A 25,304-nucleotide genomic window follows, 5' to 3' on the forward strand; every position below is an offset into this window, starting at 1 on the left:
ATGGTGTTCACATGACAGTGGTCGTCACGCTCATCGGTGACGTCGTCTCCTCGCGCAGCGCGCCGGACCGGCAGGAGCTGCACGCCCTCCTGCAGGAGACGCTCACCGCGGTCACCGCCGCGACGGACCCGATCCACCCCCTGCGCATCACCGTCGGTGACGAGTTCCAGGGCGCCTGGGAGCGACGCGGCCAGGCGCTGCACGCCGCCTTCCTCCTGCGCCTGAGCCTCCTCCCCCGGGTCGAGACCCGCTACGGCCTCGGCCGGGGGGAGGTGACCACGCTCGAGCAGGACGGCACGGTGCAGGACGGGCCCGGGTGGTGGAGTGCCCGCGAGGCGATCACCGCGGCGAAGGGGGCGGAGGCCGACGTCCGCTCCGACGGCCTCGTCGTGCGCACCCGCTGGCAGGAGGACGGCCCCACCGGCCCGGCGCTCGACGCGGCGGTCCGCCACCGCGACCTCCTCGTCGCCGGCCTCGACGACCGCTCGCTGCGACTGCTGCGCGGCCTGCTCCAGCACCGGACCCAGCGCGCCCTGGCCGAGGAGGAGGGGATCAGCCCCACCGCGGTCTCCCGGCGGGTCCACCGCGACGGGCTCGAGCAGCTGGTCGCCATCGACGCCGACCTGTCGGTGCTGCCATGAGCGTCTTCGCCCTCCTGCTCGTCGCCGTCGGCGTCGCCGACCTCGCCCGCAGCATCGTCGAGCAGCGCGGGGCCCACGACGACGCCGCCACCCGCTGGCGCGTCCACCGCATCGGCACCGAGGTGGGCATCGTCTCGCTCTGGCTGGGCGCCGCCCTAGCCGGCCTGCTGACCACCACGTCCGGGTGGCTCCTCGTGGCACTGGCGACCGTCTCGCTCGCCGCGTGGCTGCTCGTCTCCGGGTGGGCCCTGACGCGCGACCGCGGTCATGTGCTCGCCCTGGCCACGCTGGCCGGCGGGCTCGTGGCCCAGCTCGCCCTCGCCGGATGGGCACCGCAGGCCGGCGGTGCGTTGGCACGGTGGATCGCCTGGGCGGACCTGCCGTGGACCCCCGAGCCGGGGCGTGCGCTGCTCATCGCCGGGCTCGCGCTGGTGCAGCTGAGCACCGGCAACCTCATCGTGCGACTCGTCCTGATCAGCACCGGGGCCATGGTCCCCGCGCCGGCGACCGACCGGACGCCGGCCGCCGATCCCGCGCCGGAGGCGGACCAGCCGTCCGACACCCTCAAGGGCGGTCGGCTCCTCGGTCCGCTGGAGCGGCTCTTCATCCTCGGCCTCGGCCTCGCCGGCCAGGTGACCGCGGCCGGGATCGTCATCGCCGCCAAGGGCCTGATCCGCTGGCCGGAGCTGCGCTCGCACGCCCGGCCGAGCTCCGCGGGTGGACGGCACTCGGACATCGACACCGTCACGGAGTACTTCCTCGTCGGCAGCTTCGTCAGCTGGCTCGTGGCCCTCGGCGCACTCGTCCTCGCCGTCTGACGGTCAGCACCTCAGCCCGGCACGTCCACGTACGCCAGCGCCGGCTCGACCAGGCTGCCGAGCCACACCCGCCCGTCGTGCTCCCGCACACCGGTGGCCATGTGCCAGTCGGCAGCATCCGCGGACAGGTCGTGCACGAGCGAGCCGTCGGCGTCGTGGGCGGTGACCCGCACGGTGCGCTTCGGCGCCGGCTTGAGGGCGTCGGGCAGCCGCAGGGCGAGGTCGCGCACCCGCTGCGGGGCCCGCTGGAGCATCCCCAGGACGGGGTCGGGCGGCGAGGCGACGGCCGACCAGACCAGCCCGTCCGAGCCGCACGAGATGTTGTCCGGGTAGCCGGGCAGGTCGGCGACGAAGAGCTGCTCCGCGGACGGCTCGACGGCACTCCCCTCGCTGCCGACGACGTGGCCGGCCACGGGCAGACCACCGCTGAGCCCGACCCGGCGGATGCGACCGAGCGCGCACTCCGCGACGAGGACGGCGCTCTCGTCCGGCAGCAGGGCGACGCCGTTGGCGAAGGCCAGCCCGTCCAGGACCGTCGTGACGCTCCCGTCGACCGCACGCCGCAGGAGCCGCCCGCTGCGGGTGTGCTCGATGAGGTCGGACTTCCACACCTCGACACCCCAGTGCCGGGAGGAGTCGCTGAACCAGATCGTCCCGTCGGCGGCCACCGCCGCGTTGTTGGTGAAGACCATCGCGGCCCCGTCGACCTCGGTGACCAGCTCCTCGATCATCCCGGTCCCGTCCACGTCGACGGCGAGGAGACCACGCCGCGCGTCGCACACGAGCAGCCGACCGTCCGGCAGCCACTCCAGCCCGAGGGGCCGCCCACCCGTATGCACCACCCGCTCGCTGCGACGCCCGTCCGGGGTGACGGCGATGACGGCGCCGTCCGCGGTCCCGGTCCACACCCGTCCGTCGCGCCCCACGAGCACGTCCTCGGCCCCGGGGCCGGGGACCGGCACGACCGTCAGCGGCAGCATCGTCTCCATCGCCCCACCGTAGGGCTCCGGTGGGGACGAAGGGAGGGTTGCGTCGCCCCCTTCGCCCGCTCCGTATGCTGGCGGGCGTGCCGATCCTCAGCGAGACCACCGATGCCGTCACGACCCTGACCATCGAGCGGACCCACCGACGCAATGCCCTCGACCTGCCGACGCTCGAGGAGCTGGACGCCGCCGTCACCACCGCCGTCGAGGACGGCGCCCGGGCGCTCGTCCTCACCGGCGCCGCCGGTCACTTCTGCGCCGGGGCCGACCTCACCGAGCTCGAGGACGTCTCCTTCACCGAGCGTCTCGCCGAGGTCCTCGTGCACCTCGCCGGCGTCCCGATCACGACGGTCGCCGCGATCTCCGGCTCGTGCATGGGGCTGGGGATGCAGCTCGCCCTCGCCTGCGACCTGCGGGTCGTCGAGGACGGCGCCCGGTTCGCCGTCCCCGTGGCCAAGCTCGGCCTCATGGTCGACAAGTGGACACTCGAGCGCGCCGCCCGCTTCTGGGGCGAGGGAGCCGCTCGGCACATGGTGCTCACCGCCGGGGTGCTGGACCACGAGGACGCTTGGCGCCTCGGCTTCGCCCAGCGCCGGGGTGGCCTCGACGTCGCGCTCGACCTGGCCCGGGACGCCGTCCCGCTCGCGCCGCTCTCGCAGCTGGGGTCGAAGCTCGGGATGGACTCCCCCACCGGTCCCGACCCGACCTACGACGAGGCCTTCGCACGGGCGTGGGCCAGCAGCGACCTCACCGAGGGCCAACGGGCCTTCACCGAGCGCCGCTCCCCCGTCTTCGAGGGTCGCTGATGCCCACCGCCGACGCGAGCGTGCGCGCCGCCGGCCCCAACGACGCCCCGGCCGTCGGGCAGGTCCAGGCCCTCGTCTGGCAGGAGGCCTACGACGGGGTCGTCCCGCCGCAGGTGCACGCCGCCTTCGACCCCCAGTCCTTCACCGCGGCCTGGCGCGACTCGCTACGCACCCCGCCCGAAGGGGTGCACCGCCTCCTCGTCGCCTGCGCCGGCGAGCAGGTGGTCGGCTTCGTCGCCATCGGGCCCAGCCAGGACCCCGACACCGGCCAGACGACCGGCGAGGTCACCGCCCTGGGCGTGCACCCGATGCACCGCCGGCAGGGACACGGCTCGCGGCTGCTCAATGCCGCCGTTGACCTCCTGCGCGACGCCGGCGCCGAGCACGTCGCCGCCTGGTGCCTCGTGCAGCACGAGGACGTGCGGGCCTTCCTCACCGGCTCGGGCCTGTCGCCCGACGGTGCCTACCGGGACCGCGTGATCTCCCCCGACGGCGAGACCGCAAGGGAGGTCCGTCTGGTCGCGCTGCTGGCCCAGGACGCGCAGTGACGCCGGACCCGCTCGCACCCGAGCACGCCGCTGCACGACGCCAGGGCCTGTCGGTCGGGCTGGCCACCGGGATCTACGGGGTCAGCTTCGGCGCACTCGGCGTCGCAGCGGGTCTCGACGTCTGGCAGACCGTGGCGCTGTCCCTGCTGCTCTTCACCGGGGGGTCGCAGTTCGCCTTCATCGGCATCATCGGAGCGGGCGGCAACCCGATCACCGCTGTCGCCACCTCCACCCTGCTCGGCATCCGCAACGGCCTCTACGGCCTGCAGCTGGCCCGGGTCCTGCGGCTGACCGGGTGGCGCAGGGCGGCCGCCGCCCACCTGACCATCGACGAGTCCACCGCCGTCGCACTGGCGCAGACCGAGCCACCGGTCCAACGCACCGGCTTCTGGGCGGGCGGCCTCGGTGTCTTCACCTTCTGGAACGTCTCGACGCTCGTCGGGGCAGTCGTCGGCAATGCCATCGGCGACCCACGCGTCTGGGGGCTCGACGCCGCCGCGGCCGCCGCCTTCGTGGGCCTCATCTGGCCGCGGCTGCGGGACCGCACCGGGCGCGTCACCGCTGCGCTGGCCGCAGCCATCGCCCTCATCGCCTTCGCGCCGACACCCGCCGGGGTGCCCGTGCTCCTCGCGGCCGTCGCGGCGGTCGTCGTCGGGCTCGTCGACGCGGCACCGAGTCGGGCACGTGACATCGAGCAGCCGGAGGGGGACCTCCTGTGAGCACCACCGTCCTGTGGGTCAGCGTCCTGGCCGCCTGTGCCCTGGGGTTCGTGACGAAGTACCTCGGTCACCTCGTGCCCGAGTCCCTCGTCGACGGACGCCGTCGCTCGCGGATCATCGGACTGCTGCCCGTCGCCCTGCTCGCCGGCCTCGTCGTGACGCAGACCGTGGGCGGGGACGAGCGCATCGTCCTCGATGCACGACTTGCCGCCGTCGTGCTCGCGGTCGTGCTGCTGTGGCTGCGCGCCAACTTCGTCGTCGTGGTCGTCGCGGCGGCCGCGCTGGCCGCCGGCCTGCGGGCGCTCGGCTGGGGCTGACCGCCCCTAGGCCCCCAGCTGCTGCTGGGAGGCCTCCGTCACCGTCGCGAAGACGCGGGACCCGCCCTCGGTGAGCAGCAGCACGTCGTAGGCGTCGAGCTGGTCCCCCTGCTCCATGCCGGGCGTGCCCACCGGCATGGCGGGCACACTCAGACCGCGTGCGCCCTGCGGACGGTCGGCGAGGTACTCGAGGACGAACCGTGCCGCGACGTGACCGACGAAGACGTCCCCATCGGGGTTCACCGCCAGGTGGCAGGACTGGAGGTCCCGGGAGATGTCGTGACGGGACCACACGTCCTCGAGGGAGTCCTGGTGCTCGACCGTGATCGAGAAGCCGTGGTCCTCCGCGTGCTCGACCCAGCCGTCGCAGCATCCGCACGTGGGGTCCTTGTGGACGGTGAAGGCCAGCCGCGCGGGGTCGACCTCACCGCCGGCTCCCTCGGGAGGGGCGCTCGCGCCCTCGGGGCGGTCGCCCCCTCCACCGGGGCGGTCGTCCCCTCCACACGCGGCAAGCAGGGACATCGACCCCAGGCCGGTCAGGAGCAGCAGGCCGCGACGGCTGACCCACCGGGCCGCGGGGCGATCGGGCCGAATGGTGACAGCACGTGCGGTGGAGACCATGCCGAGATCGTATCCGGTACCCCTCGGGGGCATGTGGCCGACCTCAGAGACCGAGCACGTGCTCCAACCCCACCGTGACACCCGGGTGCTTGCCGATCTCGCGCACACCGGCGAGGACGCCGGGCATGAAGGAGACCCGATCGAAGGAGTCGTGGCGCAGGGTGAGCATCTCGCCCTCGTTGCCCAGGAGGACCTCCTGGTGGGCCACGAGCCCGCGCAACCGGACCGCGTGCACCGGGACCCCCTCGACCTGCGTGCCCCGGGCGCCACCCGGGTCATCAGTCGTCGCGTCGGGGACCGGCCCCAGCCCGGCCTCCTCGCGTGCGGCGCCGATGAGCTCGGCGGTGCGCGTCGCGGTGCCGCTGGGGGCATCGACCTTGCGCGGGTGGTGCAGCTCGATCACCTCGACCGACTCGTAGAAGCGGGCGGCCTGCTTGGCGAACTGCATCATCAGCACGGCACCGATGGCGAAGTTCGGGGCAATGAGCACGCCGACGCCGTCCGCCGCCTCGACGTCGCCGCGCAGCTCCTCGGCCTTGGCGTCGGTCCAGCCCGAGGTGCCGACGACGACGTGGACGCCATGCGCGACGCAGTGGCGCACATTGCCCTCGCTGGCGGACAGCACCGTGAAGTCGATGGCGACCTCGGCACCGCCGAGGTCGCCGAGGTCGTCCCCGTCGTCATAGCGGCCGACGAGCTCGAGGTCCTCGGCCGCCTCCACCGCGTCGCATGCCGTGGAACCCATGCGCCCTGCCGCGCCGATCACTGCCACCTTCGTCGTCATGGCCCCAGCCTACGAGTGGGCCCGGATCGCGGCCGCCCCCGACGCGCGACATGCTGCAGACGATTGCCGTTCACTTTCTGTTCACTTGGTGCTACGGTCCAAAGTGAACAAACGATGAACACGAGGTGTCCGAGATGACCGTTACCGCACTGACGAAGAAGACCGGGGCTCGTCCGGCAGCACGCCTGACCTGCACCTGGGTCCCCGTCCGAGGGCAGGACGGCCGCACCCACATGGAGATGCGCTGGGTCGAGCAGACCGCCGCGCGACCCGTCGAGCAGACCGCCGCGCGGCCCCACCACTCCACCCGACCGGCCGCCTAGCCGACTGCCCACGCCGATTCGAGGAGGCCCCGGACCGCACCAGCGGTCGGGGCCTCCTCGCGTCCCGGGGGGTGTCACTGGCCGGCAGCAGCCACCATCTGCTCCCAGGTGACGCGACGCGGGGCGCCTGCCCGATCGGGTGTGGCGAGCAGGGCCACGGCACGTGCGAGCTCCAGCTCCCCCAGCCCCCCGCCGAAGTGGTCGAGGACGAGGACGGCCCGTGGGCGGGCGAGCCCACCCATGACCTCGCGGACGGTGTCCATCAGCTCGACGGCGACCCCGTCCAGGTCCGGGTCCGGCCCGACCTCGGCGCTGAGGCTGACGGCGGCGACGAGCGAGCGCCCGAGGTCAGGGTCCTTGCGCGAGGCCACCGCGGCGACCTCGACGAAGGGATGGTCCGCCAGCACCTCACGGACCTCGGGGAGGGAGACCAGCTGCCCGGAGATGGAGACCACGTCGTCGGTGCGCCCCAGGAAGTCCATGCGCCCGTCCGCCCGGCGCACGGCGAGGTCGCCCGTGGCATAGCTCCCCGGGTGACGGGTCCAGTGCGCCTCCGCGATCGCCGCCTGCGGCCCCTCGATCCCGACCATCGTGCCCGCCCACGGCAGTCTCAGGACCACCTCACCGGCCGCCCCCTCGGCGACCGGCGTCCCCTCGGCGTCGACGATGTCGACGCCGCAGTCGGGCACGGCGTCCACGTCGTCCCCGCCGCCTCCGGCCACCTGGACGATACCGCCGAGCTCGAGCTGGCCCCAGGCGTCGACGACGTCGACCTCGCGCGAGGCGAAGGCCTGCCCCAACCAGGACCGCAGCTCGTCGTCGACCGGCTCGCCGGCCGTGGTGACCCGACGCAGCGAGGGCAGCCCGGAGACCTCCGGGAGCTCACGGGCCCAGCCCCGCACCGTCCGCACGACGGACGGGGTCGTGACCATGCTCTCGACCCCGTAGCGCGCGACGATGTCCCACGCCCGGGTCTGCGAGGGCTGGTCGAGCGTCCCCTCGTACATGACGACCGTGTCGCCGTGCGCCAAGGGGCCGTAGATGCCGTGGAACTGGGTGACCGTCCACGCGATGTCACCGGCGCACCAGAAGACACCACCGGTGCGCAGGCGACGATGGACGGCCACGGCCCCGGCCAGCATCGTCGCGGTGCCGTGCAGGATGGAGACCGTCCGGCCACCGCGGTGCGCCAGGGGGATGGCCGCGATGGGATGGTCGGACGGCAGGGACGCAGCGGCGGAGGGGTCGCCCACCGGCGAGGTCGCGACACCGGGTCGTGCCGGGGCCACGAGGTCGTGGTACCAGCGGTCCCCCTCGAACCAGGCGACGTCCATCCCGGTGCGACGCACGACGATGGTGTGCTGGACCGAGCCGCCGGCGAGGAGTGCGTCGTCGGCGCGCGACTTCAGCGGCAGGACGGTCCCGTGCCGCCAGGCGCCGTCCTGGGTGAAGAGGACCTTCAGGTCGAGCAGCTCCAGTCGGTCACCGAGCGGCTCCACCGGAAGTGGGGTCGGCAGGACCGTGTGGACCGCGCCGATGCGGGCGCAGGCGAGCATGATGACGACCGTCTCGGGGAGCCACCCCAGGTGGAGGCCGACCCGGTCACCGCGACCGACCCCCATCCCCCGGAGGGCGGCGGTGAGGGCGAGGACCTGCTCGTGCAGCTGGGCGTAGGTCAGCGTGCGCCGGTCACCCGGCTCCCCCTCCCAGTGGACGGCCGGCCGGTCGGGCCGGTCGACGAGGTGGCGGTCGACGCAGTTGACCGAGAGGTTGAGCTCGCCACCGACGAACCAGCGTCCCGACCGCTCTCCGGGCAGCCACAGGTCGGCGAAGGGGGCGTCGAAGGAGATCAGGTCGGCGACCTCCTCCCACGAGGACGGTGGGGCGACCTGCCAGATGCCTGCGGGGTGCGGCTCAGGCATGGCCGAGCGTCCTTCCTGCCGCACGCGCGGCTCGACCGAGCTGACCCGCCACGGCCCTGACGCGGGGCTCGTCGCCGGGATCGTCGATGTTCGCCGCCAGGACGGCGACCGTGGCACCCTGCCCGTCGACCACCGGCACCGCCACCTCCGGGGGCAGCGTCGGATCCTGCGGTGTCAGGGCGAGGTGGTCGGCCACGGCCCAGCAGGCCCGGGCCTCGTCGGTGGCCGCCTCCCGGTCGTGCGTCTCCGCCCGGTCCACGGAGCGTTGCCACACCTCGTCGTCGGCCGCGCGTGCAGCGAGCAGCCGCCCACCCGCGCACGACAGCGCCGGCACCACCCGGTGGGCGTCCCGGTAGGGGCCCCGCTCGGTGCCGTCGACGCGGTCGACGTAGATGACCTCACCGTGGACGAGGATCTCCACGTGGATCGTGCGCTCGAGCTGGTCACGCAGCTGCGACAGGTAGGGGCTGAGCGCCCCGAGGAGGGGCAGCCGGGAGAGGTAGTGGCTCGACAACCGGGCCAGCTCCGGACCCAACCCGTAGCGGGAGGAGCGCGGGTCCTGGACGACGAGGTCGGCGAGGACGAGTGATCGCAGCAAGCGGTGCACCGTCGGGACCGACATGCCCGACCGCTCGGCGAGGTCGGTCAGCTGCTGGTAGGCGGGCCCCTCGCCGAGGAGCTCGAGCAGCCGCACGGCGTTGCGCACCGTCCCGAGGCCACCCCGGCCGGCCGTCCCGGCCTCGGACGCGTGGGATGCGGTCACGGGACCCCCTTCCGACTCGTTGGATGAACATCATCGAGTCAACCACGTCCGGAGATACATTTCTGAACGAGACCCTTGATTTTCACATAATGAAAACCTAGTGTCACTTTCACGCAGTTTCATCGTCGAAACATGAAATGGGAGGGTCAGTGCTGACCAGGGCCTACCAGCACTCGTTACGCGGGAGCCACCTGCCCGCCGGCGAGACGCTCCTCGACGTCGAGGACGTCACACTCCGCTTCGGCGGTGTCACCGCCCTGCGCGGTGTCTCGTTCTCCGTGACCGAGGGGCACATCCACTCGATCATCGGCCCCAACGGCGCCGGGAAGTCCTCCCTGCTGAACTGCATCAGCGGCCTCTACCGTCCGCAGGAGGGCCAGATCCGTCTGCAGACAGCGGCCGCTCCCGCCGCCGACGGCACCGCGGGGAAGACCACCACCCACCAGATGACCAAGCTCGCACCACATCGCATCGCGCGGCTGGGGGTGGCCCGTTCCTTCCAGAACATCGAGCTCTTCCACGCGATGAGTGTGCTGGAGAACCTCATGCTCGGCCGGCACATCCACATGGACCACAGCGTGCTGAAGTCCATGCTCTGGTTCGGGCCCGCGCGCCGTCAGGAGATCCGCCACCGCCAGCTCGTCGAGGAGGTCATCGACCTGCTCAACCTGCAGGCGGTGCGCAACCACCCGGTCGGCTCCCTCGCCTACGGCATCCAGAAGCGCGTCGAGCTCGGACGCGCCCTGTGCCTGCAGCCCTCCCTGCTCCTGCTCGACGAGCCCATGGCCGGGATGAACGCGGAGGAGAAGGAGGACATGGCCCGCTTCGTCCTCGACGTCCACGAGCTGGCCGACGTCTCCGTCGTCCTCATCGAGCACGACATGAACGTCGTCATGGACATCTCCCACCGGATCAGCGTCCTCGACTTCGGGGCCCTGATCGCCGACGGGACCCCCGCAGAGGTCATGGCGAACCCTGCGGTCATCGAGGCCTACCTCGGGGCCGAGGACGAGGAGGACTCGCATGTCTGACCTGCCCGAGGACACCTTCCCCCGGTTGCTCGTCGGACTCGCGGCGACCCGTGGCGACGCCGTCGCCATGCAGGAGAAGCAGTACGGCATCTGGCAGCCACTCACGTGGAGCGAGTACGAGCGACGGGTCCACGACACCGCGCACGGACTCGCCGCCCTGGGCGTCTCCCGCGGCGAGATCATCGCCGTGCTCGGGGACAACCGGCCCGAGTGGCTCGTCGCCGAGCTCGCCGCCCAGAGCATGGGCGTCGCGGTGGTCGGGATCTACCCGACCTCGATCGGTGAGGAGCTGCGGCACATCCTGAGCACCTCCCGCGCGCGGGTCGTGGTCGCCGAGGACCAGGAGCAGGTCGACAAGCTGCTGCGCCTGCTCGAGGAGGAGGCACCGGACGGCGCCGAGCCGCTGGGCATCGAGCAGATCGTCTACTACGACCCGCACGGCCTCGAGCAGTACACGGACGAGATCCTGATGGAGTTCACCGGGCTCGAGGAGCTCGGCCGCGAGCGGGCCGCGCAGCACCCCGACTGGTTCACCGAGCAGGTCGCCGCCGGTTCCGCCGAGGACATCGCGGTCATCTGCACCACGTCCGGGACGACCTCGCGACCCAAGCTGGCCGAGCTCTCCCACCGCAACCTGCTCGCCATGGCCGAGCACCTCACGAGCATCGACCCGATCGACTCGAAGGACCGTTACGTCTCCTTCCTCCCCTTCGCCTGGATCGGCGAGCAGATGCTCGCCGTCGCCTGCGGCCTCTCCCGCGGCCTGACGATCTCCTTCCCCGAGGACTCCTCGACCCAGCGCAGCGACCTGCGCGAGATCGGCCCGGACGTGATGTTCTCGCCGCCGCGGATCTGGGAGTCGATGCTCTCCGAGGTGCAGGTCCGCATCGACGAGGCCGGGTGGCTCAAGCGGCGCGTCTTCGGCTGGGGTTACGGCGTCGGCGACAAGGTCGCAGAGATGCGGGTCAGCGGCAGGAAGCCCGGCGCCCTGCTGCGGGCCACCCACGTGCTGGCCGACGCCGTGTCCACCCGTCCGGTGCGCGATCAGCTCGGGCTGACTCGGATCGCCCGCTGCTACACCGGCGGCGCGCCCCTCGGCCCGGACGTCTTCCGCTTCTTCCACGCCATCGGCGTCAACCTCAAGCAGATCTACGGCCAGACCGAGATCTGTGGCATCGCCGTCGTGCACCGGGACGACGACGTGCCCTTCAACACCGTGGGCACCCCCATCCCCGGGACCGACATGCGCATCAGCGACGACGGCGAGGTCCTGCTCCGCTCGGACTCGGTCTTCCGCGGCTACCACCGGCAGCCGGAGGAGACCGCGAAGATCGTCGACGCCGAGGGGTGGCTGCACACCGGGGACGCGGGCTACCTCGACGACAACGACCACCTCGTGATCATCGACCGGGCCAAGGACGTGCTCACCGCGTCCGACGGAACCCGCTACTCCAGCGCCTTCATCGAGAACAAGCTGAAGTTCTCCCCCTACGTCGAGGAGGCGGTCGTCTTCCCGCCCGGGGACGGCGCCGACGGCATGACGGCGATGGTCATCATCGACCCCGCCACGGTCGGGTCCTGGGCGGAGAACGAGCGGCTCAGCTACACGACCTACACCGACCTCGCCGGCAAGCCGGAGGTCCAGGAGCTCATCGCCGAGGAGGCGAGCCGGGCCAACGAGGACCTGCAGGAGGGCATCCGGGTGCGTCGATTCGTCCTGCTGCACAAGCAGCTCGACCCCGATGACGACGAGATCACCCGTACCCGCAAGGTCCGTCGCAACGTCATCGCCGACCGGTACGGCGACATCATCGCGGCCCTCTCGCGTGGTGACGACACGGTCGAGGTGCGCAGCCGCATCACCTACCAGGACGGCTCGAGCACCGAGCGGGTCCTGCAGCTGGACATCTTCGACCTGACCACCTACTCGGTCCCCGAAGGCAGGGGCCGCCGACCCGTCTGGAGTGGGCGACGTTGAGCACCTTCATCAACCAGCTGGCCTACGGGCTGGCCGACGGGTCGATCCTGGCGCTGGCCGCCCTCGGATTCGTCCTGATCTACAAGGCGACGGGCGTCATCAACTTCGCCCAGGGCGAGTTCCTGCTCGTGGGTGCCTACATGTTCTACACGGCCTTCGTCGTCATGGACCTCCCCCTCGTGGTGGCCGTGCTCTTCGGTGTGGTCGTGGCGACCCTCATCGGTGTGCTCGTCGAGCGCCTGATCCTGCGGCCGATGGTCGGGGAGAACCCGATCAGCATCATCATGGTGACCATCGGACTGTCCTCGCTGCTCAAGGCACTGGTCCAGGCCTTCTACGGCACCTCGCCCAGGAGCCAGCCGAACCTCCTCCCACGCGGGTCGGTGGACATCCTCGGTGCCTCGGTACCGATCAATCGACTGGCCGCGATCGTCATCGCCGCGATCGTCCTCACCGCGTTCACGGTGTTCTTCCGCAAGTCGCGTCACGGCATCGCCATGCGCGCGGTCGCCGATGACCAGCAGGCCGCCATGACGATGGGAATCTCGGTGCGACGGATCTTCGCCCTGGCCTGGGCGCTCGCCGCGGTGAGCGCGCTCATCGCCGGCGTCCTCGTCGGTGACATCTCCGCCGTGGACAACAACATCGCCGCCTTCGGCCTCCTCGTCTTCCCGGTCGTCATCCTCGGCGGTCTCGACTCCGTCCCCGGGACGATCATCGGTGGCCTCACCATCGGCCTGCTCAAGCAGTTCACCGCCGGCTACCTCGACCCCGGCCTGGCCACCGTCATCCCGTACATCGTTCTCGTCCTCATCCTGCTCGTACGTCCGTACGGCATCTTCGGCGAGACCCGCATCGAGAGGGTGTGACCTGACGATGGCCGCCACGGCAACCGGAATCCACCACCGCAGCTACACCTCCGAGCTACGGCTGCGGGCCACGCGGGCCGAGTACGTCCGGCTCGGTCTGATGACCGTCCTGCTGCTCGTCCTGCCCTTCGTCCTCGACAACTTCTGGCTCTCCCAGGCCAACCTCATCCTCATCGCCGTCATCGGCGCCGTGGGGCTGAACATCCTCGTGGGGTACACGGGCCAGATCTCCCTCGGGCAAGGAGGATTCCTGGCGGTCGGTGCGTACAGCTCCGCGATCCTCTCCGACCGGATCGGGTTGCCCACGCCACTGGCGATCCTCGTCGCGGTGCTGCTCACCGCCGCGGTCGGCACCTTCTTCGGTCTGCCCGGCCTGCGGCTGAAGGGCCTCTACCTCGCCATCGCCACGCTCGCCAGCCAGATGATCATCGAGTTCGTCATCCGTCGGTGGGACTGGCTGACCCTGGACCAGGGTTACCTCAACGTCGAGCGGCTGAGTTTCTTCGGGTTCGAGATCGGGGGGCGGGAGGTCTTCGAGCAGCAGTGGTACTGGGTCCTCCTCGTCCTCGCCGGCCTGGCGGTGCTCACCGCACGCAACCTCTTCCGTACCGGCCTCGGCCGTTCGTTCATGGCCGTGCGTGACCAGGACATCGCGGCCGAGGCGATCGGGGTGAACATCCCGCGGGCCAAGCTGACGGCCTTCGCCGTCTCCTCCGCATTCGTCGGGCTGGCCGGTGCCCTGACCGCCCACTACAGCGAGGTCGTCTCCTGGGAGAAGTTCACCCTCGACGTCTCGATCCTCTACCTGGCGATGATCATCGTCGGCGGGCTCGGCAGCATCGCCGGCGCCGTCTACGGGGCGATCTTCATGACGCTGCTGCCCGAGCTGATCCGACAGCTCTCGCTCGGTGTCGACGACACCCTCCCCTTCCTCGCCGACCAGCTGCCGGCCGTGCGCAACGCCGTCTTCGGCCTCGTGATCATCCTCTTCCTCATCCTCGAGCCACGCGGCCTGGACCGGATCTGGCAACGGATCAAGGACTACTTCCGCTTCTGGCCATTCCGCTACTGACCACCACCCCCGTTCCACCGCTGGGACACCCACAGAAGGAGACAACGATGTCTGCACGAAGCCGTTCACTCGCGGTGGCCATGGCCGCTGCATCCGCCCTCGCCCTCTCCGCCTGCGGAGGCGGCGGCGGAGGTGGTGGCGCCGACTCCGACGAGCCCATCCCGATCGGCATCATCGCCGACCTGACCGGCGCCACCGGCGACGTCGGCAAGCCCTACAACGATGGGCAGCTCGCCTACATCGACTGGCGCAACAGCGATGGCGGCATCGAGGGACGCCAGATCGAGGCCAAGTCCAACGACTACGCCTACGAGGTGCCCCAGGCCGAGCAGCTGTACAAGCAGTACGTCAACGAGGGCGTCGTCGCGATCCAGGGGTGGGGCACAGGTGACACCGAGGCCCTCTCCCAGAGTGTGGCCAGGGACGAGCTGCCCTTCATCTCCGGGTCCTTCGCCGAGCCGCTGACCGACCCGGAGGAGGCGCCGTACAACTTCGTCATCGCGCCCACCTACTCCGACCAGATGCGCATCGCGCTCAACTGGATCTCCGAGGACAGCGGCGGCAAGAGCGAGGTCGCCGTCTTCCACAACGACAGCCCCTTCGGCGAGGCACCGGTCGATGACGGCAAGACGTGGATCGCGGACGAGGACCTGGGGCTGGGCTACGAGGCCTACCCGATGCCGAGTGGTTCGCAGAACTACGTCGGTCTGCTCTCCCAGGCGAAGAAGCAGGGAGCGAAGTACATCGTCATCCAGAACGTCGCCTCCCCCGCGGCGCTCGTCGCCAAGGACATCGCGGCCCAGAACCTCGACATGAAGATCGTCTGCCTCAACTGGTGCGCCAACGAGCTGTTCATCGACTCCGCCGGGGCCAAGGCGGCCGAGGGGCACCTGCTCGTCCAGCCCTTCGCCCCGATCGCGGCGGACAAGGAGGGCCACCAGCCCCTCAAGGAGTACGCCGAGGCGAACGGCATGGACCCCGCTGACATCGGGACCTCCTGGGTGCAGGGCTGGTATGCCATGCACGTCATGGCCGAGGGCATCGAGGCGGCACTGAAGAACGGCGACGACCTCACCGGCCCCGCGATCCGCGAGGCCCTGGAGACCATGGGCCCGATCGAGACCGGTGGCGTCGTGGGCAACGGGACCGTCGAGTTCAGCGGTGACAGCCACCGCGGCTCGAGCGCCACGGGCATCTACGAGGCCAAGGACGGGAAGATGGTCGAGATGGAAGCCGGCGCCTCGCTGTGAGCCGGTCCACCGACACCGGATCCGCGGGGGCGACGGCAGTCGCCCCCGCCGGGGGCCTCCTCGCCCTGAACAACGTGGAGGTCATCTACGACGACGTCATCCTCGTGCTGCGTGGGCTCTCCCTGGCCGTCCCGGAGGGCGAGATCGTCGCCCTCCTCGGCTCCAACGGAGCGGGCAAGTCGACGACCCTGAAGGCCGTCTCGGGCCTGCTGCCCAGTGAGCGAGGCGAGGTCACCGACGGGTCGGTGACCTTCGCGGGCACGGACATCACCACGATGGACGCACCCGACCGGGTGCGAGAGGGGATGAGCCTGTGCATGGAGGGGCGACACGTCTTCCAGCACCTCACCATCGCGGAGAACCTCACCGCCGGTGCCTACACGCAGAAGAACACCTCCGACGACCTCGACCTGGTCTACGAGTTCTTCCCCAAGCTGGCCGACATGCGCAGCCGGGTCGCGGGATACCTCTCCGGTGGCGAGCAGCAGATGCTCGCGATCGGGCGAGCCCTGATGGCGCGTCCGAAGCTGCTCATGCTCGACGAGCCGTCCCTGGGCCTCGCGCCCCTGCTCGTGCAGGAGATCTTCGGCTACATCAAGCGGCTGAACCAGGAGCAGGGCCTGACCGTGCTCGTCGTGGAGCAGAACGCCCGCCGCGCTCTCGAGGTGGCCGACCGCGGCTACATCATGGAGCAGGGACGCATCGTGCTCGAGGGCTCGGCCGCCGAGCTGCAGGAGAACCCGGACGTCAAGGAGTTCTACCTGGGGCTCGGCGACGAGGGCGGACGCAAGAGCTACCGCGACGTCAAGCACTACCGGCGTCGCAAGCGCTGGCTCTGAGCCCATCCCGTCCCGCCACCACTCACGAGGAGCTGGTATGTCAATCAAGGCTGCCCTGCACGCTCATCTCGCGGACCACGACCTCGACGCTCGTGTCGCGACCCTGATCGCGCAGGCCGCCCGCGTCCCCGGCCTGGCCGACAGGCTCACCCGGGCCGGGGTCGACCCGCACGAGGTCCGCGGTGTCGCCGACCTCGCGGCCCTCCCGGTCCTGCCCAAGGACGCGGTGATCGCCCAGCAGGCGGAGGCGCCCCCCTTCGGCGGTCTGCTGGCTCCCGACGCCCGGGTGGCGCGGGTCTTCCAGTCCCCCGGTCCGCTGTACGAGCCCCAGCTCGTCGGTGAGGACTACTGGCGCTGGGGGCAGGTCTTCACCGACCTGGGTGTCGGTCCCGGCGACACCGTCCTCAACTGCTTCGGCTACCACCTCTCCCCCGCCGGGGCGATGATGGAGGCCGGCGCCCGCGCGACCGGGGCGACCGTGCTGCCCGGTGGCATCGGCAACCAGGACCTGCAGGCGCGTGCGATCGCCGACCTCGGCGTCAGCGCCTACTGCGGTCTGCCCAGCTACCTCAAGGTGCTCGTCGAGCGCTTCGACGAGCTGGCCCTGCCGCGGGAGCGGTGGCGGCTGGAGAAGGCCATGGTCACGGCCGAACCCCTCCCCGACTCACTGCGCGAGCTGCTCACCGAACGGGTGCCCACGGTGCGCATGGCGTACGGCACCGGGGAGACGGGTCTGCTGGCGTACGAGACGGGTGACGGGCACGGGCTGGCCCTCGCGGACGGGGTCCTCGTCCAGGTGTGCGACCCCTCCGGCGCGCCGCTCGAGGACGAGACCGAGGGCGAGGTGGTCGTCACCGTCCTGCGGCCGGAGTACCCGCTCGTGCGCTTCGGCACGGGGGACCGCTCCGGGTGGATGACGGCCCCCGACGGGTCCCTGCGTCTGCGTGGGGTCCTGGGCCGGACCGGCGCCGCGGTGAAGGTCAAGGGCATGTTCCTCCACCCCAGCCAGGCCGTCGCCGTCATGACCGGCATCGACGGGGTGGAGGGCTACCGCTTCGTCATCGGCCGCGAGGACCACGTGGACACCCTGCGCTGCGAGGTCGTGCCCGCCACGGGCGGTGACCCCACCTCCCTGACCGAGCAGGTCGCACAGCGGGTGCGCGACGGGCTGCGCTTCCGCGCCGAGGTCGTCGCCGTCACCCACCTCACCGCCGGCGAGGGCCCCCTGCTGGACCTGCGCGACTGGGACTGAGCCGCAGGCACCACTCCCACCCCATGACGAAGGGGGCGGACCCTCCCCTCGGGAAGGTCCGCCCCCGTCGTGCGGGTGCTGGCGTCAGTCGACCCGGACGGCCTCCGGGGCGTCGGCGGTCTCGCCACCGTCACCGTTGTCGCGGCGACGACGGCGGCGACCGCCGCCCTCGCGACCACCCTCGCGGCGACCGCCACGGCCACCCTCGTCGTCACCCGTCGAGCCGGAGGAGAGCTCCTCCTCCTGCTCGGCGGTGAGGACGGCGGCGAGGCTGAGCTTGCCGCGCGGGTCGATCTCCTTCAGCTCGACCTGGACCTTCTGGCCCACACCGAGGATGTCCTCGACCGCGTCGATCCGCTTGCCGCCGACGAGCTTGCGCACCTCGGAGATGTGCAGCAGGCCGTCCTTGCCGGGCAGCAGGGAGACGAACGCGCCGAAGGTCGTCGTCTTCACGACGGTCCCGAGGAAACGCTCGCCGACCTCCGGCATCTGCGGGTTGGCGATCGCATTGATCGCGTTGCGCGCGGCGTCGGCGGACGGGCCGTCGACCGCACCGATGAAGACGGTGCCGTCGTCCTCGATGCTGATGTCGGCGCCGGTGTCGTCCTGGATCTGGTTGATCATCTTGCCCTTCGGGCCGATGACCTCACCGATCTTGTCGACCGGAACGTTGACCGTGATGATCCGCGGCGCGGTCGCCGCCATCTCGTCGGGCGCGTCGATGGCCTCGTTCATGACGTCGAGGATGTGCGTGCGGGCGTCACGGGCCTGGGTCAGCGCGCCACCGAGCACCGAGGCGGGGATGCCGTCGAGCTTGGTGTCGAGCTGGATGGCCGTGATGAACTCACGCGTGCCGGCGACCTTGAAGTCCATGTCGCCGAAGGCGTCCTCGGCACCGAGGATGTCGGTCAGGGCCGCGTAGCGAGTTTCGGGGCCGTCCCCTGTGTCGACAACGTCGGAGACCAGACCCATGGCGATGCCGGCCACGGCGGCGCGCAGCGGCACACCGGCGTTGAGCAGCGACATCGTCGAGGCACAGACCGAGCCCATGGAGGTCGAGCCGTTGGACCCGAGGGCCTCGGAGACCTGACGGATCGCGTACGGGAACTCCTCGCGCGTCGGCAGCACCGGCAGGAGCGCACGCTCGGCGAGCGCTCCGTGGCCGATCTCGCGGCGCTTCGGGCTGCCCACCCGACCGGTCTCCCCGGTCGAGTACGGCGGGAAGTTGTAGTTGTGCATGTAGCGCTTCTTGTTGACCGGGCTCAGGGAGTCGATCGTCTGCTCGAGCTTGAGCATGTTGAGCGTGGTGACACCCATGATCTGGGTCTCGCCGCGCTCGAAGAGCGCCGAGCCGTGCACGCGCGGCAGGACCTCGACCTCCGCGCCGAGGGCGCGGATGTCGGCCAGACCACGACCATCGATACGGACCTTGTCGCGCAGGATGCGCTGGCGCACCTGTGCCTTCTGCACCGAGCGGTACGCGGCGGACAGCTCCTTCTCCCGACCGGCGAACCGCCCGGGGGCGTCCTCGGTGCCGCCGAGGGAGGCCTTCATGGCGTCCTTGATCTCGTCGAGGCGGTCCTCACGCTCGGCCTTGCCCGCGATCTGCAGGGCGGACGCGAGGTCGGCGGAGGTGGCCTCCTCGACCGCGGCGTAGGCGTCGTCCTCGTAGTCGAGGAAGATCGGGAAGTCCTCGACGGGCTTGGCGGCGCGCGTGGCCATGTCGGCCTGGGCGTCGCACAGGACCTTGATGAACTTCTTGGAGGCCTCGAGGCCCTCGGCGACGACCTCTTCGGTCGGGGCCTGCTTGCCCTGGTTCTTCACGAGGTCCCAAGTGGCGGTCGTGGACTCGGCCTCGACCATCATGACCGCGACGTCGCCGCCCTCGACCACACGACCGGCGACGACCATGTCGAAGGTCGAGCGCTCGCTGTCGCTGAAGTTCGGGAAGGCGACCCACTGGCCGTCGATGAGCGAGACGCGGACCGCACCGATCGGGCCCGAGAAGGGCAGACCGGAGATCTGGGTCGAGGCGGACGCGGCGTTGATCGCGAGGACGTCGTACTGGTGGTCCGGGTGGACCGACAGGACGGAGATGACGACCTGGACCTCGTTGCGCAGACCCTTGGTGAAGGTCGGGCGCAGCGGGCGGTCGATGAGGCGGCAGGTGAGGATGGCGTCCGTGCTGGGACGACCCTCACGGCGGAAGAAGCTCCCGGGGATGCGGCCGGCGGCGTACATCCGCTCCTCGACGTCCACCGTCAGGGGGAAGAAGTCGAGGTGCTCCTTCGGGTTCTTGCTCGCGGTCGTGGTCGACAGGAGCATCGTCTCGCCGTCCAGGTAGGCGCTGACGGCGCCACCGGCCTGCTGGGCGAGGCGCCCGGTCTCGAACCGGACGGTGCGGGTGCCGAAGGCGCCATTGTCGATGGTCGCCTCGGAGGCAGTGATCTCAGGACCCTCCATCGGGTCCTCCTTTTCTCTCTACGTACCGGGCGCATCGTCGTTGTGCCCCGGTCATGTCTTCTGCTGAGCTCTTCAGTTGTGTGTCTTCAGTTGTCCCGGGAGACATACCCCCGGATACGCGAAGAAGCGGCTCCCATGGGCGGGAACCGCTCGACGCGTTGTCCTATCGGCGCAGGCCGAGGCGCTTGATCAGCGCACGGTAACGCTCGATGTCCGTGCTCTCCAGGTAACGCAGGAGGCGGCGGCGCTTACCCACGAGCAGCAGCAGACCGCGGCGGCTGTGGTGGTCGTGCTTGTGGTCCCTCGAGTGCTCGGTGAGGTCGGTGATGCGCTGCGTGAGCATCGCGACCTGCACCTCCGGGGAGCCGGTGTCGCCCTCGGTGGTGGCGAAGTCGGCCATGATCTGCTTCTTGACGTCAGCGGTCAGCGGCATGCTGCGACACTGCTCCTTCTCTGGGTCGTTGCGCGGCGCGCCCGGGCTGGTTCACCGGGGCTCTGTGGATCCGCGGCCGATCTAACGGCAACCCCTGAAGATTACCAGCGCGCCGTGGGGCCGCCCTAATCGAGGCTGACCCCATCACGGACGGGTCCACGTCTCGGCCCGTCCGTGATGGGTCAACGGCAGGTCATTCCGCAGGGGTGATGTTCTGGTTGATCCGAAAGACGTTGTCCGGGTCGTAGTGCGCCTTGACCCTGCTCAGCCGGTCGTAGTTGTCGCCGTACGCGGCGCGGACGCGCTCATTGCCCTCGTCACGCATCAGGAAATTCACATACGCACCGCCGACCGAGTGCGGGTGCAGTTCCTCCCAGTAGGTGCGAGCCCATGACGAGAGGGTCTCTGCTCGAGCGGGGTCAGGATCGACACCCACGATGACTCCGTTCCAGCCGCCATCACGGTGGGCGAAGGCGGTGGCCTCCTGCGGAACGCGAGCGGCAGCTCCGTCGATCGGGTAGAGGTGCATCGTGGAGTGCCCTGAGGGGGTTCGTTCGAAGTTGCGGCAGTGCACCTCGATCGCCTCGTCGGAGATCTCGTGGAAGACGTCCGCCTTCCAGTACCACTGCAGCCCGGGCGGGTAGAGCCCGTCGAAGGCACCCTGGAGGGCCGTGTAGGGCATCGGCCCCAGTCCGTTGAGCACCGGGGAGCCGAAGGAGCGAATCGGCTCGAGGACCTCGTCGGCCCCCTCGTGTCGTCCCGTGTACGACCACATGATGCCGCAGCACTTGCGCCCCCACAGCTCCTCGGGGAACGGCGGTGCGGGGGGAACGGTCAGCAGGCCGAACCACCCGTAGAGGTTCTCCGGCAGCGCCGGTTGCAGTTCCCGGTACCAGCGCATCACCTCACGCGTGTCCGCGAAGTCGTAGAGAACCGGCCCACCGATGATCGTGCCGTTCTCACCGATCGGGTGCAGGTCGAACGTGAACGAGGTCACCACCCCGAAGTTGCCTCCCCCTCCGCGCAGTGCCCAGAACAGGTCGGGGTGGGAGGACTCGCTGGTCCTGACCATGGACCCGTCGGCGAGCACGACGTCGGCTGCGCGCAGGTTGTCCACCGTCAGACCGAACTGCCGGGTCAGGTACCCGGTGCCACCCCCCAGGCTCAGGCCACCCACGCCGGTCGTGGAGAGGATCCCCGAGGGTGTTGCCATGCCGAAGCCGATGGTGGCGTGGTCGACATCCGCCCAGGTGCAGCCACCATCGACCCTGGCCGTGCGTTCTTCGGGATCAACGGTGACGCTGTGCATCTCCGACAGATCGATGACCAGAGCGTCGTCGGCCACCCCGAGACCGCCGGCATTGTGGCCACCACCGCGGATCGCGATGGGGAGACCGTGTGCGCGGCCGAAGCGCACGCACGCGCGAACGTCGGTGACGTCCCGGCAGTAGGCGATCACGGCAGGTCGACGGTCGATCATGGCGTTGTACACGGCGCGACCGCGGTCGAAGTCCGGGTCACCGGGCTGCACCACGTGACCGTGCAGCTCTGCGGAGAGTTCAGGCAAGGGCACGGCGTGCGCCGTACTCACGGGCTGGGTCTCGGTGGTCATGGTGAGGTCCTCTCCAAGGGTCCCCGCACGGGGAACTGGTCGTACCGGCGACCCTAGGCAGCCAAGCGTTCGTGGATCGTTCGCCCGCTGAGCGGCCGCCGATCGTGGAGCGAACGCCTCAGGACGAGGAGGCGCGGGCAGCCAGACTCCTCCGGCACCGCTCGACCAGAGCGAGGCTTCCCTGTCGTCGGGCCAGCGCACGGGCGGCCTCGAGGCGGGCGACCGCTTGGTCGGGAGAGTCGTGGGCAGCTCGTTGTCGCATCAGTTCGGGCACCCACCACATGTCCTGCCGAGCTCGTCCGTCGACGACGGCGGCGTCCAGTGTCGAGCATGCGGCCTCCACCTGACCTCCCCGTGTCAGCAGATCGGCGACGAGGCCGTGCCAGTACGGCATCCGGATCAGTTCCTGCCGAGCCCGGAGCCGGTCGATACCCCGACGTGCGGTCGACAGGCCCTCGGCGTCGCCACGTTGCCATCCGCCCAGGATCTCTCCCCATTCCCGGTAGTAGACGAATCCGTAGCGCTCACACAGCTCAGCGAGGCGCGCGACGGCACCCCGCGACTCATCTGCGGCTCCGCACATCTGGAACGTGATGGCGCCGTAGGCCAGGGAGATCGTCAGACTGTAGGGATGGCTCAGGCCCTCCGCGCGCGTGATGGCGTCACGACCGGCCGCCAGCGCCCCGGCCGGCTTCCCGCTCAACCACAGGGCGTGGGCGGACCAGGCCAGCGCATGGACCTCCGGAAGGGAGCCGACGATGAGTGACGGAGCACCTCGGGAGCCCTCCCAGGCAAGGTCGAAATGCTGCAGTGACTCCTCGATGCGGCCCAGGGCCTGGGCCGACCCGGCGTAGGCAAAGTGGACCTGCCCGGCCATCTCGCTGCCCGTGGTGACCCTGTCGAGGACGCGCGTGATGATCCGATGACTGTCGGCGACCTCGCCCCGGACGAACGTCGATGCCCACAAGGCGATCGCGCTGTCCATGGCCTCGTCCGCGCGCCCGAGGCTCTCGGCCAGATCCAGGCACCGTTCGGCTGCTTCCCTCAGCTGCGGTGAGGAGTAGCCGTGCGCCGCGTTGATGGACGGGATCGCGTCCCGCAGGATCCCGAGCTCCAGGGCGTCCCGGTTGCGACCGCCGGGAAGGGAGCTGACGAGCGACCTGGCCTTGCGGTAGAACCGGATCGACTCCGAGTGCGCGAACGTCGCCACGGCCATCTCCGCAGCACGGCGGTAGTAGTGCAGGGCACGCTCGGGGACATCACCCTGCTCGTACTGCTCGGCCATCTGGGCGGCGACGTCGTCGAGGTGGTTGGCGTGGACCAGCTCCAACGCCTGGGCCAGTCGCCGATGCATCAACCACTGCTGCGGCCGACCAACCTGGGTGTACGCGCTGTCGCGCATCAGGTCGTGGGAGAAGTCGTAGCCCCCCGGCAGCTCGCGCACGATCCGGTGTCGCCACAGCTCGTCGACCGCACGGACAACGGCATCAGGGGCGAGATCGCTGGCTGCGGTGAGCACTTCGAGGGAGAAGTCCCGTCCCACCGCCGCGGCCAGCGCAGCGACTTCGCGCGACTGGGGACCGACCTGTGCCAGGCGGTTGCGCAGCACCGTGTCGAGGTCGGCCGCCGGCCCGCCGTTGGCGAAGGTGTCGGTGCGCGAGGCCTCGACCACGTAGAGCGGGAAGCCGCCGGTGACGGCGTGCAGGAGCGACTCATCCAGGTCAAGGGCGCGGTGACCACACAACTGCCTGGCGAGACTGGTGGTGTCCTCGGGATCGAGAGGAACGAGGGCGACGGTCGTGAGCCGGGATGCATGGTTCAGGTGTGCGATCCATTCACGCACCCCCGGCTGCGCACCGTCGTCGTCCTGGCGGAGCGTGGCGGCGACCATCAGTGCCGAATCGGTGGACGACTCCAGACAGTACCCAAGGACCGCGAGCGTCTCCTGATCGCACCACTGCAGATTGTCCAGGACGAGCAGCAGGGGACGGTCGACACCGGTCAGTGCCCGTGACACCCCCTCGAAGAACCGAAGCCGTTGCCACGCATCGACCATGGCGCGCGACACCGGTGTCGTGGCTGCCGGGGAGGTCGACGGGGGAACGAGGCGCTCGACCTCGGCCTGCCAGACCGGTTCCAGGCTCGCGGTGGCAGCCCGCAGCTCGGCCGTTCGGAGCCACTCCGCCACCGGCGCCAGACCGAGTCGGCCCGATGTCGCGAAGCACTCGGTGACGGCCACCGCGCCCCCCTGCGTGCGCACCTCGGACACGAGTTCGGCCACCAGCCGGGTCTTGCCCACTCCGGGGTCGCCGGCGACGATGACGACCCGGGCACTGCCCGATGCCGCGGCGCTCCACTCCTCGCGCAACCGTGCCAGGTCGCTCTCCCGCCCCGTCAGTTGCGCGAGCGCGACTCCACGCCTGCCCGTGGGTGGCCTCCTTGCCTGCTCGGGCCTCCCTCGACCCGAGGCGAGCAGGCGATGGAAGACCGTCTGGGTGGCTCGATCGGGATCGATGCCCAACTCGTTCTCCAGCACCGACGCACAATGGTGGTACGTGCTGATCGCACCGGACCGGTCCCCGATATCGGCCAGCAGCTCCATCAGGGAGCGATAGCCGACCTCCTCCAACGGTTGCAGCTGGATCCGCCTCCGGGCAGCGGCTTCCGCGGTCTGCAGGTCTCCGGTGCGCAGGCCCGCTTGGCACACCAGGTCACTCAGGGCGGTGCACTCACGTGCCAGCCGGTCACGCTCGGTGATGACCCAGTCGTCGCAGCACCCCGGCAGCAGGTCACCGCCGTACACGTCGAGGGCGGCAGCCCCGTGCCGAAGGGCGCCCTCGTCGCGACCCTCTCCCACCGCGCGGTGTGCCGCGATGCGTTCGGAGGCGAACACGTGCACATCCACTCGACAGCCCGGGCCCTCCTGCCAGCACAACGTCGCGGGCTCGACGACCAGCCCGACGCCGTCCCCGAGCGTCCTGCGCAGCTGGTGCAGCTCGCGCCGGAGGTTGGTCAATGCCTGTGCATCGGTGGACCCGGGCCAGAACAGCCCTGCGATCCGCTGCCGTGGCTGAGGGGCGTCAGCGTGCAGTGCCAGCAACCCGAGGAGGGCGAGGGTGCGCTGCGACCGGGTCCGAACATCTCCGGTCGCGCCGTCCGTTATCACCTGCTCACCGAGCAGGCGCGCATGCAGCATGAGCGTCGCCCCTGGCGTTCAGGCTACACCCGCGCACGCTCCAGCACCCCCGTCGCCGACTGCG

Annotated in this window: 23 protein-coding genes; 14 read left to right on the forward strand and 9 right to left on the reverse strand. The window is 70.6% G+C overall.

The window, feature by feature from the left end:
- Positions 1-11 precede the first annotated feature (11 nt).
- Both O9K63_RS06640 and O9K63_RS06645 read left to right on the forward strand, forming a co-directional pair.
- On the forward strand, positions 12-641 hold the full coding sequence (locus O9K63_RS06640) for a SatD family protein (protein WP_277241690.1): 630 nt from the start codon (positions 12-14) through the stop codon (positions 639-641).
- Positions 638-1,459: a hypothetical protein gene (locus O9K63_RS06645; RefSeq protein WP_277241692.1), complete on the forward strand. Its 822-nt coding sequence runs from the start codon at positions 638-640 to the stop codon at positions 1,457-1,459. Before O9K63_RS06640 ends, O9K63_RS06645 begins: the two co-directional genes overlap by 4 nt.
- Positions 1,460-1,470: 11 nt before the next feature.
- On the opposite strand, the gene O9K63_RS06650 is transcribed toward O9K63_RS06645, so the two are convergent.
- On the reverse strand, positions 1,471-2,448 hold the full coding sequence (locus tag O9K63_RS06650) for an SMP-30/gluconolactonase/LRE family protein (RefSeq protein WP_277241693.1): 978 nt from the start codon (positions 2,446-2,448) through the stop codon (positions 1,471-1,473).
- Positions 2,449-2,525: 77 nt separating this feature from the next.
- Here O9K63_RS06650 and O9K63_RS06655 point away from each other — a divergent pair, with 77 nt between their 5' ends.
- Genes O9K63_RS06655 through O9K63_RS06670 form a run of 4 tightly spaced genes read left to right on the forward strand, consistent with a single transcriptional unit; the run spans position 2,526 to position 4,832 of the window.
- Positions 2,526-3,248, forward strand: coding sequence for an enoyl-CoA hydratase-related protein (locus O9K63_RS06655; protein ID WP_277241695.1), 723 nt, complete (start codon positions 2,526-2,528; stop codon positions 3,246-3,248).
- A complete protein-coding gene (locus tag O9K63_RS06660; RefSeq protein WP_277241697.1) occupies positions 3,248-3,796 on the forward strand; it encodes a GNAT family N-acetyltransferase in 549 nt (182 codons plus the stop codon). The genes O9K63_RS06655 and O9K63_RS06660 overlap by 1 nt, the downstream gene beginning before the upstream one ends.
- Positions 3,793-4,515, forward strand: a complete 723-nt coding sequence (locus O9K63_RS06665; protein WP_277241699.1) for an AzlC family ABC transporter permease — start codon at positions 3,793-3,795, stop codon at positions 4,513-4,515. Before O9K63_RS06660 ends, O9K63_RS06665 begins: the two co-directional genes overlap by 4 nt.
- Positions 4,512-4,832, forward strand: coding sequence for an AzlD domain-containing protein (locus tag O9K63_RS06670; protein WP_277241701.1), 321 nt, complete (start codon positions 4,512-4,514; stop codon positions 4,830-4,832). Before O9K63_RS06665 ends, O9K63_RS06670 begins: the two co-directional genes overlap by 4 nt.
- Before the next feature lie 6 nt (positions 4,833-4,838).
- On the opposite strand, the gene O9K63_RS06675 is transcribed toward O9K63_RS06670, so the two are convergent.
- Positions 4,839-5,453, reverse strand: a complete 615-nt coding sequence (locus O9K63_RS06675) for a DUF411 domain-containing protein (protein ID WP_277241703.1) — start codon at positions 5,451-5,453, stop codon at positions 4,839-4,841.
- Between the two features lie 43 nt (positions 5,454-5,496).
- Positions 5,497-6,237, reverse strand: a complete 741-nt coding sequence (gene dapB, locus O9K63_RS06680; RefSeq protein WP_277241704.1) for a 4-hydroxy-tetrahydrodipicolinate reductase — start codon at positions 6,235-6,237, stop codon at positions 5,497-5,499.
- Positions 6,238-6,371: 134 nt separating this feature from the next.
- Between dapB and O9K63_RS06685 the strand changes: the two genes are divergently transcribed.
- Positions 6,372-6,560: a hypothetical protein gene (locus O9K63_RS06685; RefSeq protein ID WP_277241706.1), complete on the forward strand. Its 189-nt coding sequence runs from the start codon at positions 6,372-6,374 to the stop codon at positions 6,558-6,560.
- 74 nt (positions 6,561-6,634) lie between these two features.
- On the opposite strand, the gene O9K63_RS06690 is transcribed toward O9K63_RS06685, so the two are convergent.
- Both O9K63_RS06690 and O9K63_RS06695 read right to left on the reverse strand, forming a co-directional pair.
- On the reverse strand, positions 6,635-8,482 hold the full coding sequence (locus tag O9K63_RS06690; protein WP_277241708.1) for an AMP-binding protein: 1,848 nt from the start codon (positions 8,480-8,482) through the stop codon (positions 6,635-6,637).
- Entirely contained in the window at positions 8,475-9,245 is a 771-nt protein-coding gene (locus O9K63_RS06695) for an IclR family transcriptional regulator (RefSeq protein ID WP_277241710.1), read from the reverse strand. The genes O9K63_RS06690 and O9K63_RS06695 overlap by 8 nt, the downstream gene beginning before the upstream one ends.
- A 149-nt stretch (positions 9,246-9,394) precedes the next feature.
- Here O9K63_RS06695 and O9K63_RS06700 point away from each other — a divergent pair, with 149 nt between their 5' ends.
- From O9K63_RS06700 to O9K63_RS06730, 7 genes are read left to right on the forward strand one after another with little or no spacing between them, the layout of a single operon-like run.
- A complete protein-coding gene (locus tag O9K63_RS06700; protein ID WP_277241712.1) occupies positions 9,395-10,276 on the forward strand; it encodes an ABC transporter ATP-binding protein in 882 nt (293 codons plus the stop codon).
- Positions 10,269-12,254 (forward strand): AMP-binding protein, encoded by a 1,986-nt coding sequence (locus tag O9K63_RS06705; protein ID WP_277241714.1) that lies wholly within the window; start codon positions 10,269-10,271, stop codon positions 12,252-12,254. Before O9K63_RS06700 ends, O9K63_RS06705 begins: the two co-directional genes overlap by 8 nt.
- The gene (locus O9K63_RS06710) at positions 12,251-13,123 is read left to right on the forward strand and encodes a branched-chain amino acid ABC transporter permease (protein WP_277241716.1); all 873 of its coding nucleotides are present in this window, start codon (positions 12,251-12,253) and stop codon (positions 13,121-13,123) included. The genes O9K63_RS06705 and O9K63_RS06710 overlap by 4 nt, the downstream gene beginning before the upstream one ends.
- Before the next feature lie 7 nt (positions 13,124-13,130).
- Positions 13,131-14,195, forward strand: coding sequence for a branched-chain amino acid ABC transporter permease (locus O9K63_RS06715; RefSeq protein WP_277241718.1), 1,065 nt, complete (start codon positions 13,131-13,133; stop codon positions 14,193-14,195).
- Between the two features lie 47 nt (positions 14,196-14,242).
- On the forward strand, positions 14,243-15,445 hold the full coding sequence (locus O9K63_RS06720) for an ABC transporter substrate-binding protein (RefSeq protein ID WP_277241720.1): 1,203 nt from the start codon (positions 14,243-14,245) through the stop codon (positions 15,443-15,445).
- A complete protein-coding gene (locus O9K63_RS06725; protein ID WP_277241722.1) occupies positions 15,442-16,284 on the forward strand; it encodes an ABC transporter ATP-binding protein in 843 nt (280 codons plus the stop codon). Before O9K63_RS06720 ends, O9K63_RS06725 begins: the two co-directional genes overlap by 4 nt.
- 37 nt (positions 16,285-16,321) lie before the next feature.
- A complete protein-coding gene (locus O9K63_RS06730; RefSeq protein WP_277241725.1) occupies positions 16,322-17,536 on the forward strand; it encodes a phenylacetate--CoA ligase family protein in 1,215 nt (404 codons plus the stop codon).
- A gap of 84 nt (positions 17,537-17,620) precedes the next feature.
- On the opposite strand, the gene O9K63_RS06735 is transcribed toward O9K63_RS06730, so the two are convergent.
- The 4 genes from O9K63_RS06735 to O9K63_RS06750 form a co-directional block, all read right to left on the reverse strand.
- Positions 17,621-19,999: a polyribonucleotide nucleotidyltransferase gene (locus tag O9K63_RS06735; RefSeq protein ID WP_277241727.1), complete on the reverse strand. Its 2,379-nt coding sequence runs from the start codon at positions 19,997-19,999 to the stop codon at positions 17,621-17,623.
- A gap of 163 nt (positions 20,000-20,162) precedes the next feature.
- Complete coding sequence (gene rpsO / locus O9K63_RS06740; RefSeq protein ID WP_277241729.1) at positions 20,163-20,432, reverse strand: 30S ribosomal protein S15; 270 nt, start codon at positions 20,430-20,432, stop codon at positions 20,163-20,165.
- Between the two features lie 193 nt (positions 20,433-20,625).
- On the reverse strand, positions 20,626-22,044 hold the full coding sequence (locus O9K63_RS06745) for an FAD-binding oxidoreductase (protein ID WP_277241731.1): 1,419 nt from the start codon (positions 22,042-22,044) through the stop codon (positions 20,626-20,628).
- A gap of 118 nt (positions 22,045-22,162) precedes the next feature.
- Positions 22,163-25,240, reverse strand: coding sequence for an ATP-binding protein (locus O9K63_RS06750; RefSeq protein ID WP_277241732.1), 3,078 nt, complete (start codon positions 25,238-25,240; stop codon positions 22,163-22,165).
- Positions 25,241-25,304 lie beyond the last annotated feature (64 nt).

This window comes from Janibacter cremeus (assembly GCF_029395675.1).
Classification (GTDB): Bacteria; Actinomycetota; Actinomycetes; order Actinomycetales; family Dermatophilaceae; genus Janibacter; species Janibacter cremeus_A.

Coding starts and splice junctions, on each gene's coding strand:
- O9K63_RS06640 (WP_277241690.1), top strand. CDS start 12: ATGACAGTGGTCGTCACGCTCATCGGTGACGTCGTCTCCTCGCGCAGC.
- O9K63_RS06645 (WP_277241692.1), top strand. CDS start 638: ATGAGCGTCTTCGCCCTCCTGCTCGTCGCCGTCGGCGTCGCCGACCTC.
- O9K63_RS06650 (WP_277241693.1), bottom strand. CDS start 2,448: ATGGAGACGATGCTGCCGCTGACGGTCGTGCCGGTCCCCGGCCCCGGG.
- O9K63_RS06660 (WP_277241697.1), top strand. CDS start 3,248: ATGCCCACCGCCGACGCGAGCGTGCGCGCCGCCGGCCCCAACGACGCC.
- O9K63_RS06675 (WP_277241703.1), bottom strand. CDS start 5,453: ATGGTCTCCACCGCACGTGCTGTCACCATTCGGCCCGATCGCCCCGCG.
- dapB (WP_277241704.1), bottom strand. CDS start 6,237: ATGACGACGAAGGTGGCAGTGATCGGCGCGGCAGGGCGCATGGGTTCC.
- O9K63_RS06685 (WP_277241706.1), top strand. CDS start 6,372: ATGACCGTTACCGCACTGACGAAGAAGACCGGGGCTCGTCCGGCAGCA.
- O9K63_RS06690 (WP_277241708.1), bottom strand. CDS start 8,482: ATGCCTGAGCCGCACCCCGCAGGCATCTGGCAGGTCGCCCCACCGTCC.
- O9K63_RS06705 (WP_277241714.1), top strand. CDS start 10,269: ATGTCTGACCTGCCCGAGGACACCTTCCCCCGGTTGCTCGTCGGACTC.
- O9K63_RS06715 (WP_277241718.1), top strand. CDS start 13,131: ATGGCCGCCACGGCAACCGGAATCCACCACCGCAGCTACACCTCCGAG.
- O9K63_RS06720 (WP_277241720.1), top strand. CDS start 14,243: ATGTCTGCACGAAGCCGTTCACTCGCGGTGGCCATGGCCGCTGCATCC.
- O9K63_RS06730 (WP_277241725.1), top strand. CDS start 16,322: ATGTCAATCAAGGCTGCCCTGCACGCTCATCTCGCGGACCACGACCTC.
- O9K63_RS06735 (WP_277241727.1), bottom strand. CDS start 19,999: ATGGAGGGTCCTGAGATCACTGCCTCCGAGGCGACCATCGACAATGGC.
- rpsO (WP_277241729.1), bottom strand. CDS start 20,432: ATGCCGCTGACCGCTGACGTCAAGAAGCAGATCATGGCCGACTTCGCC.
- O9K63_RS06745 (WP_277241731.1), bottom strand. CDS start 22,044: ATGACCACCGAGACCCAGCCCGTGAGTACGGCGCACGCCGTGCCCTTG.
- O9K63_RS06750 (WP_277241732.1), bottom strand. CDS start 25,240: ATGCTGCATGCGCGCCTGCTCGGTGAGCAGGTGATAACGGACGGCGCG.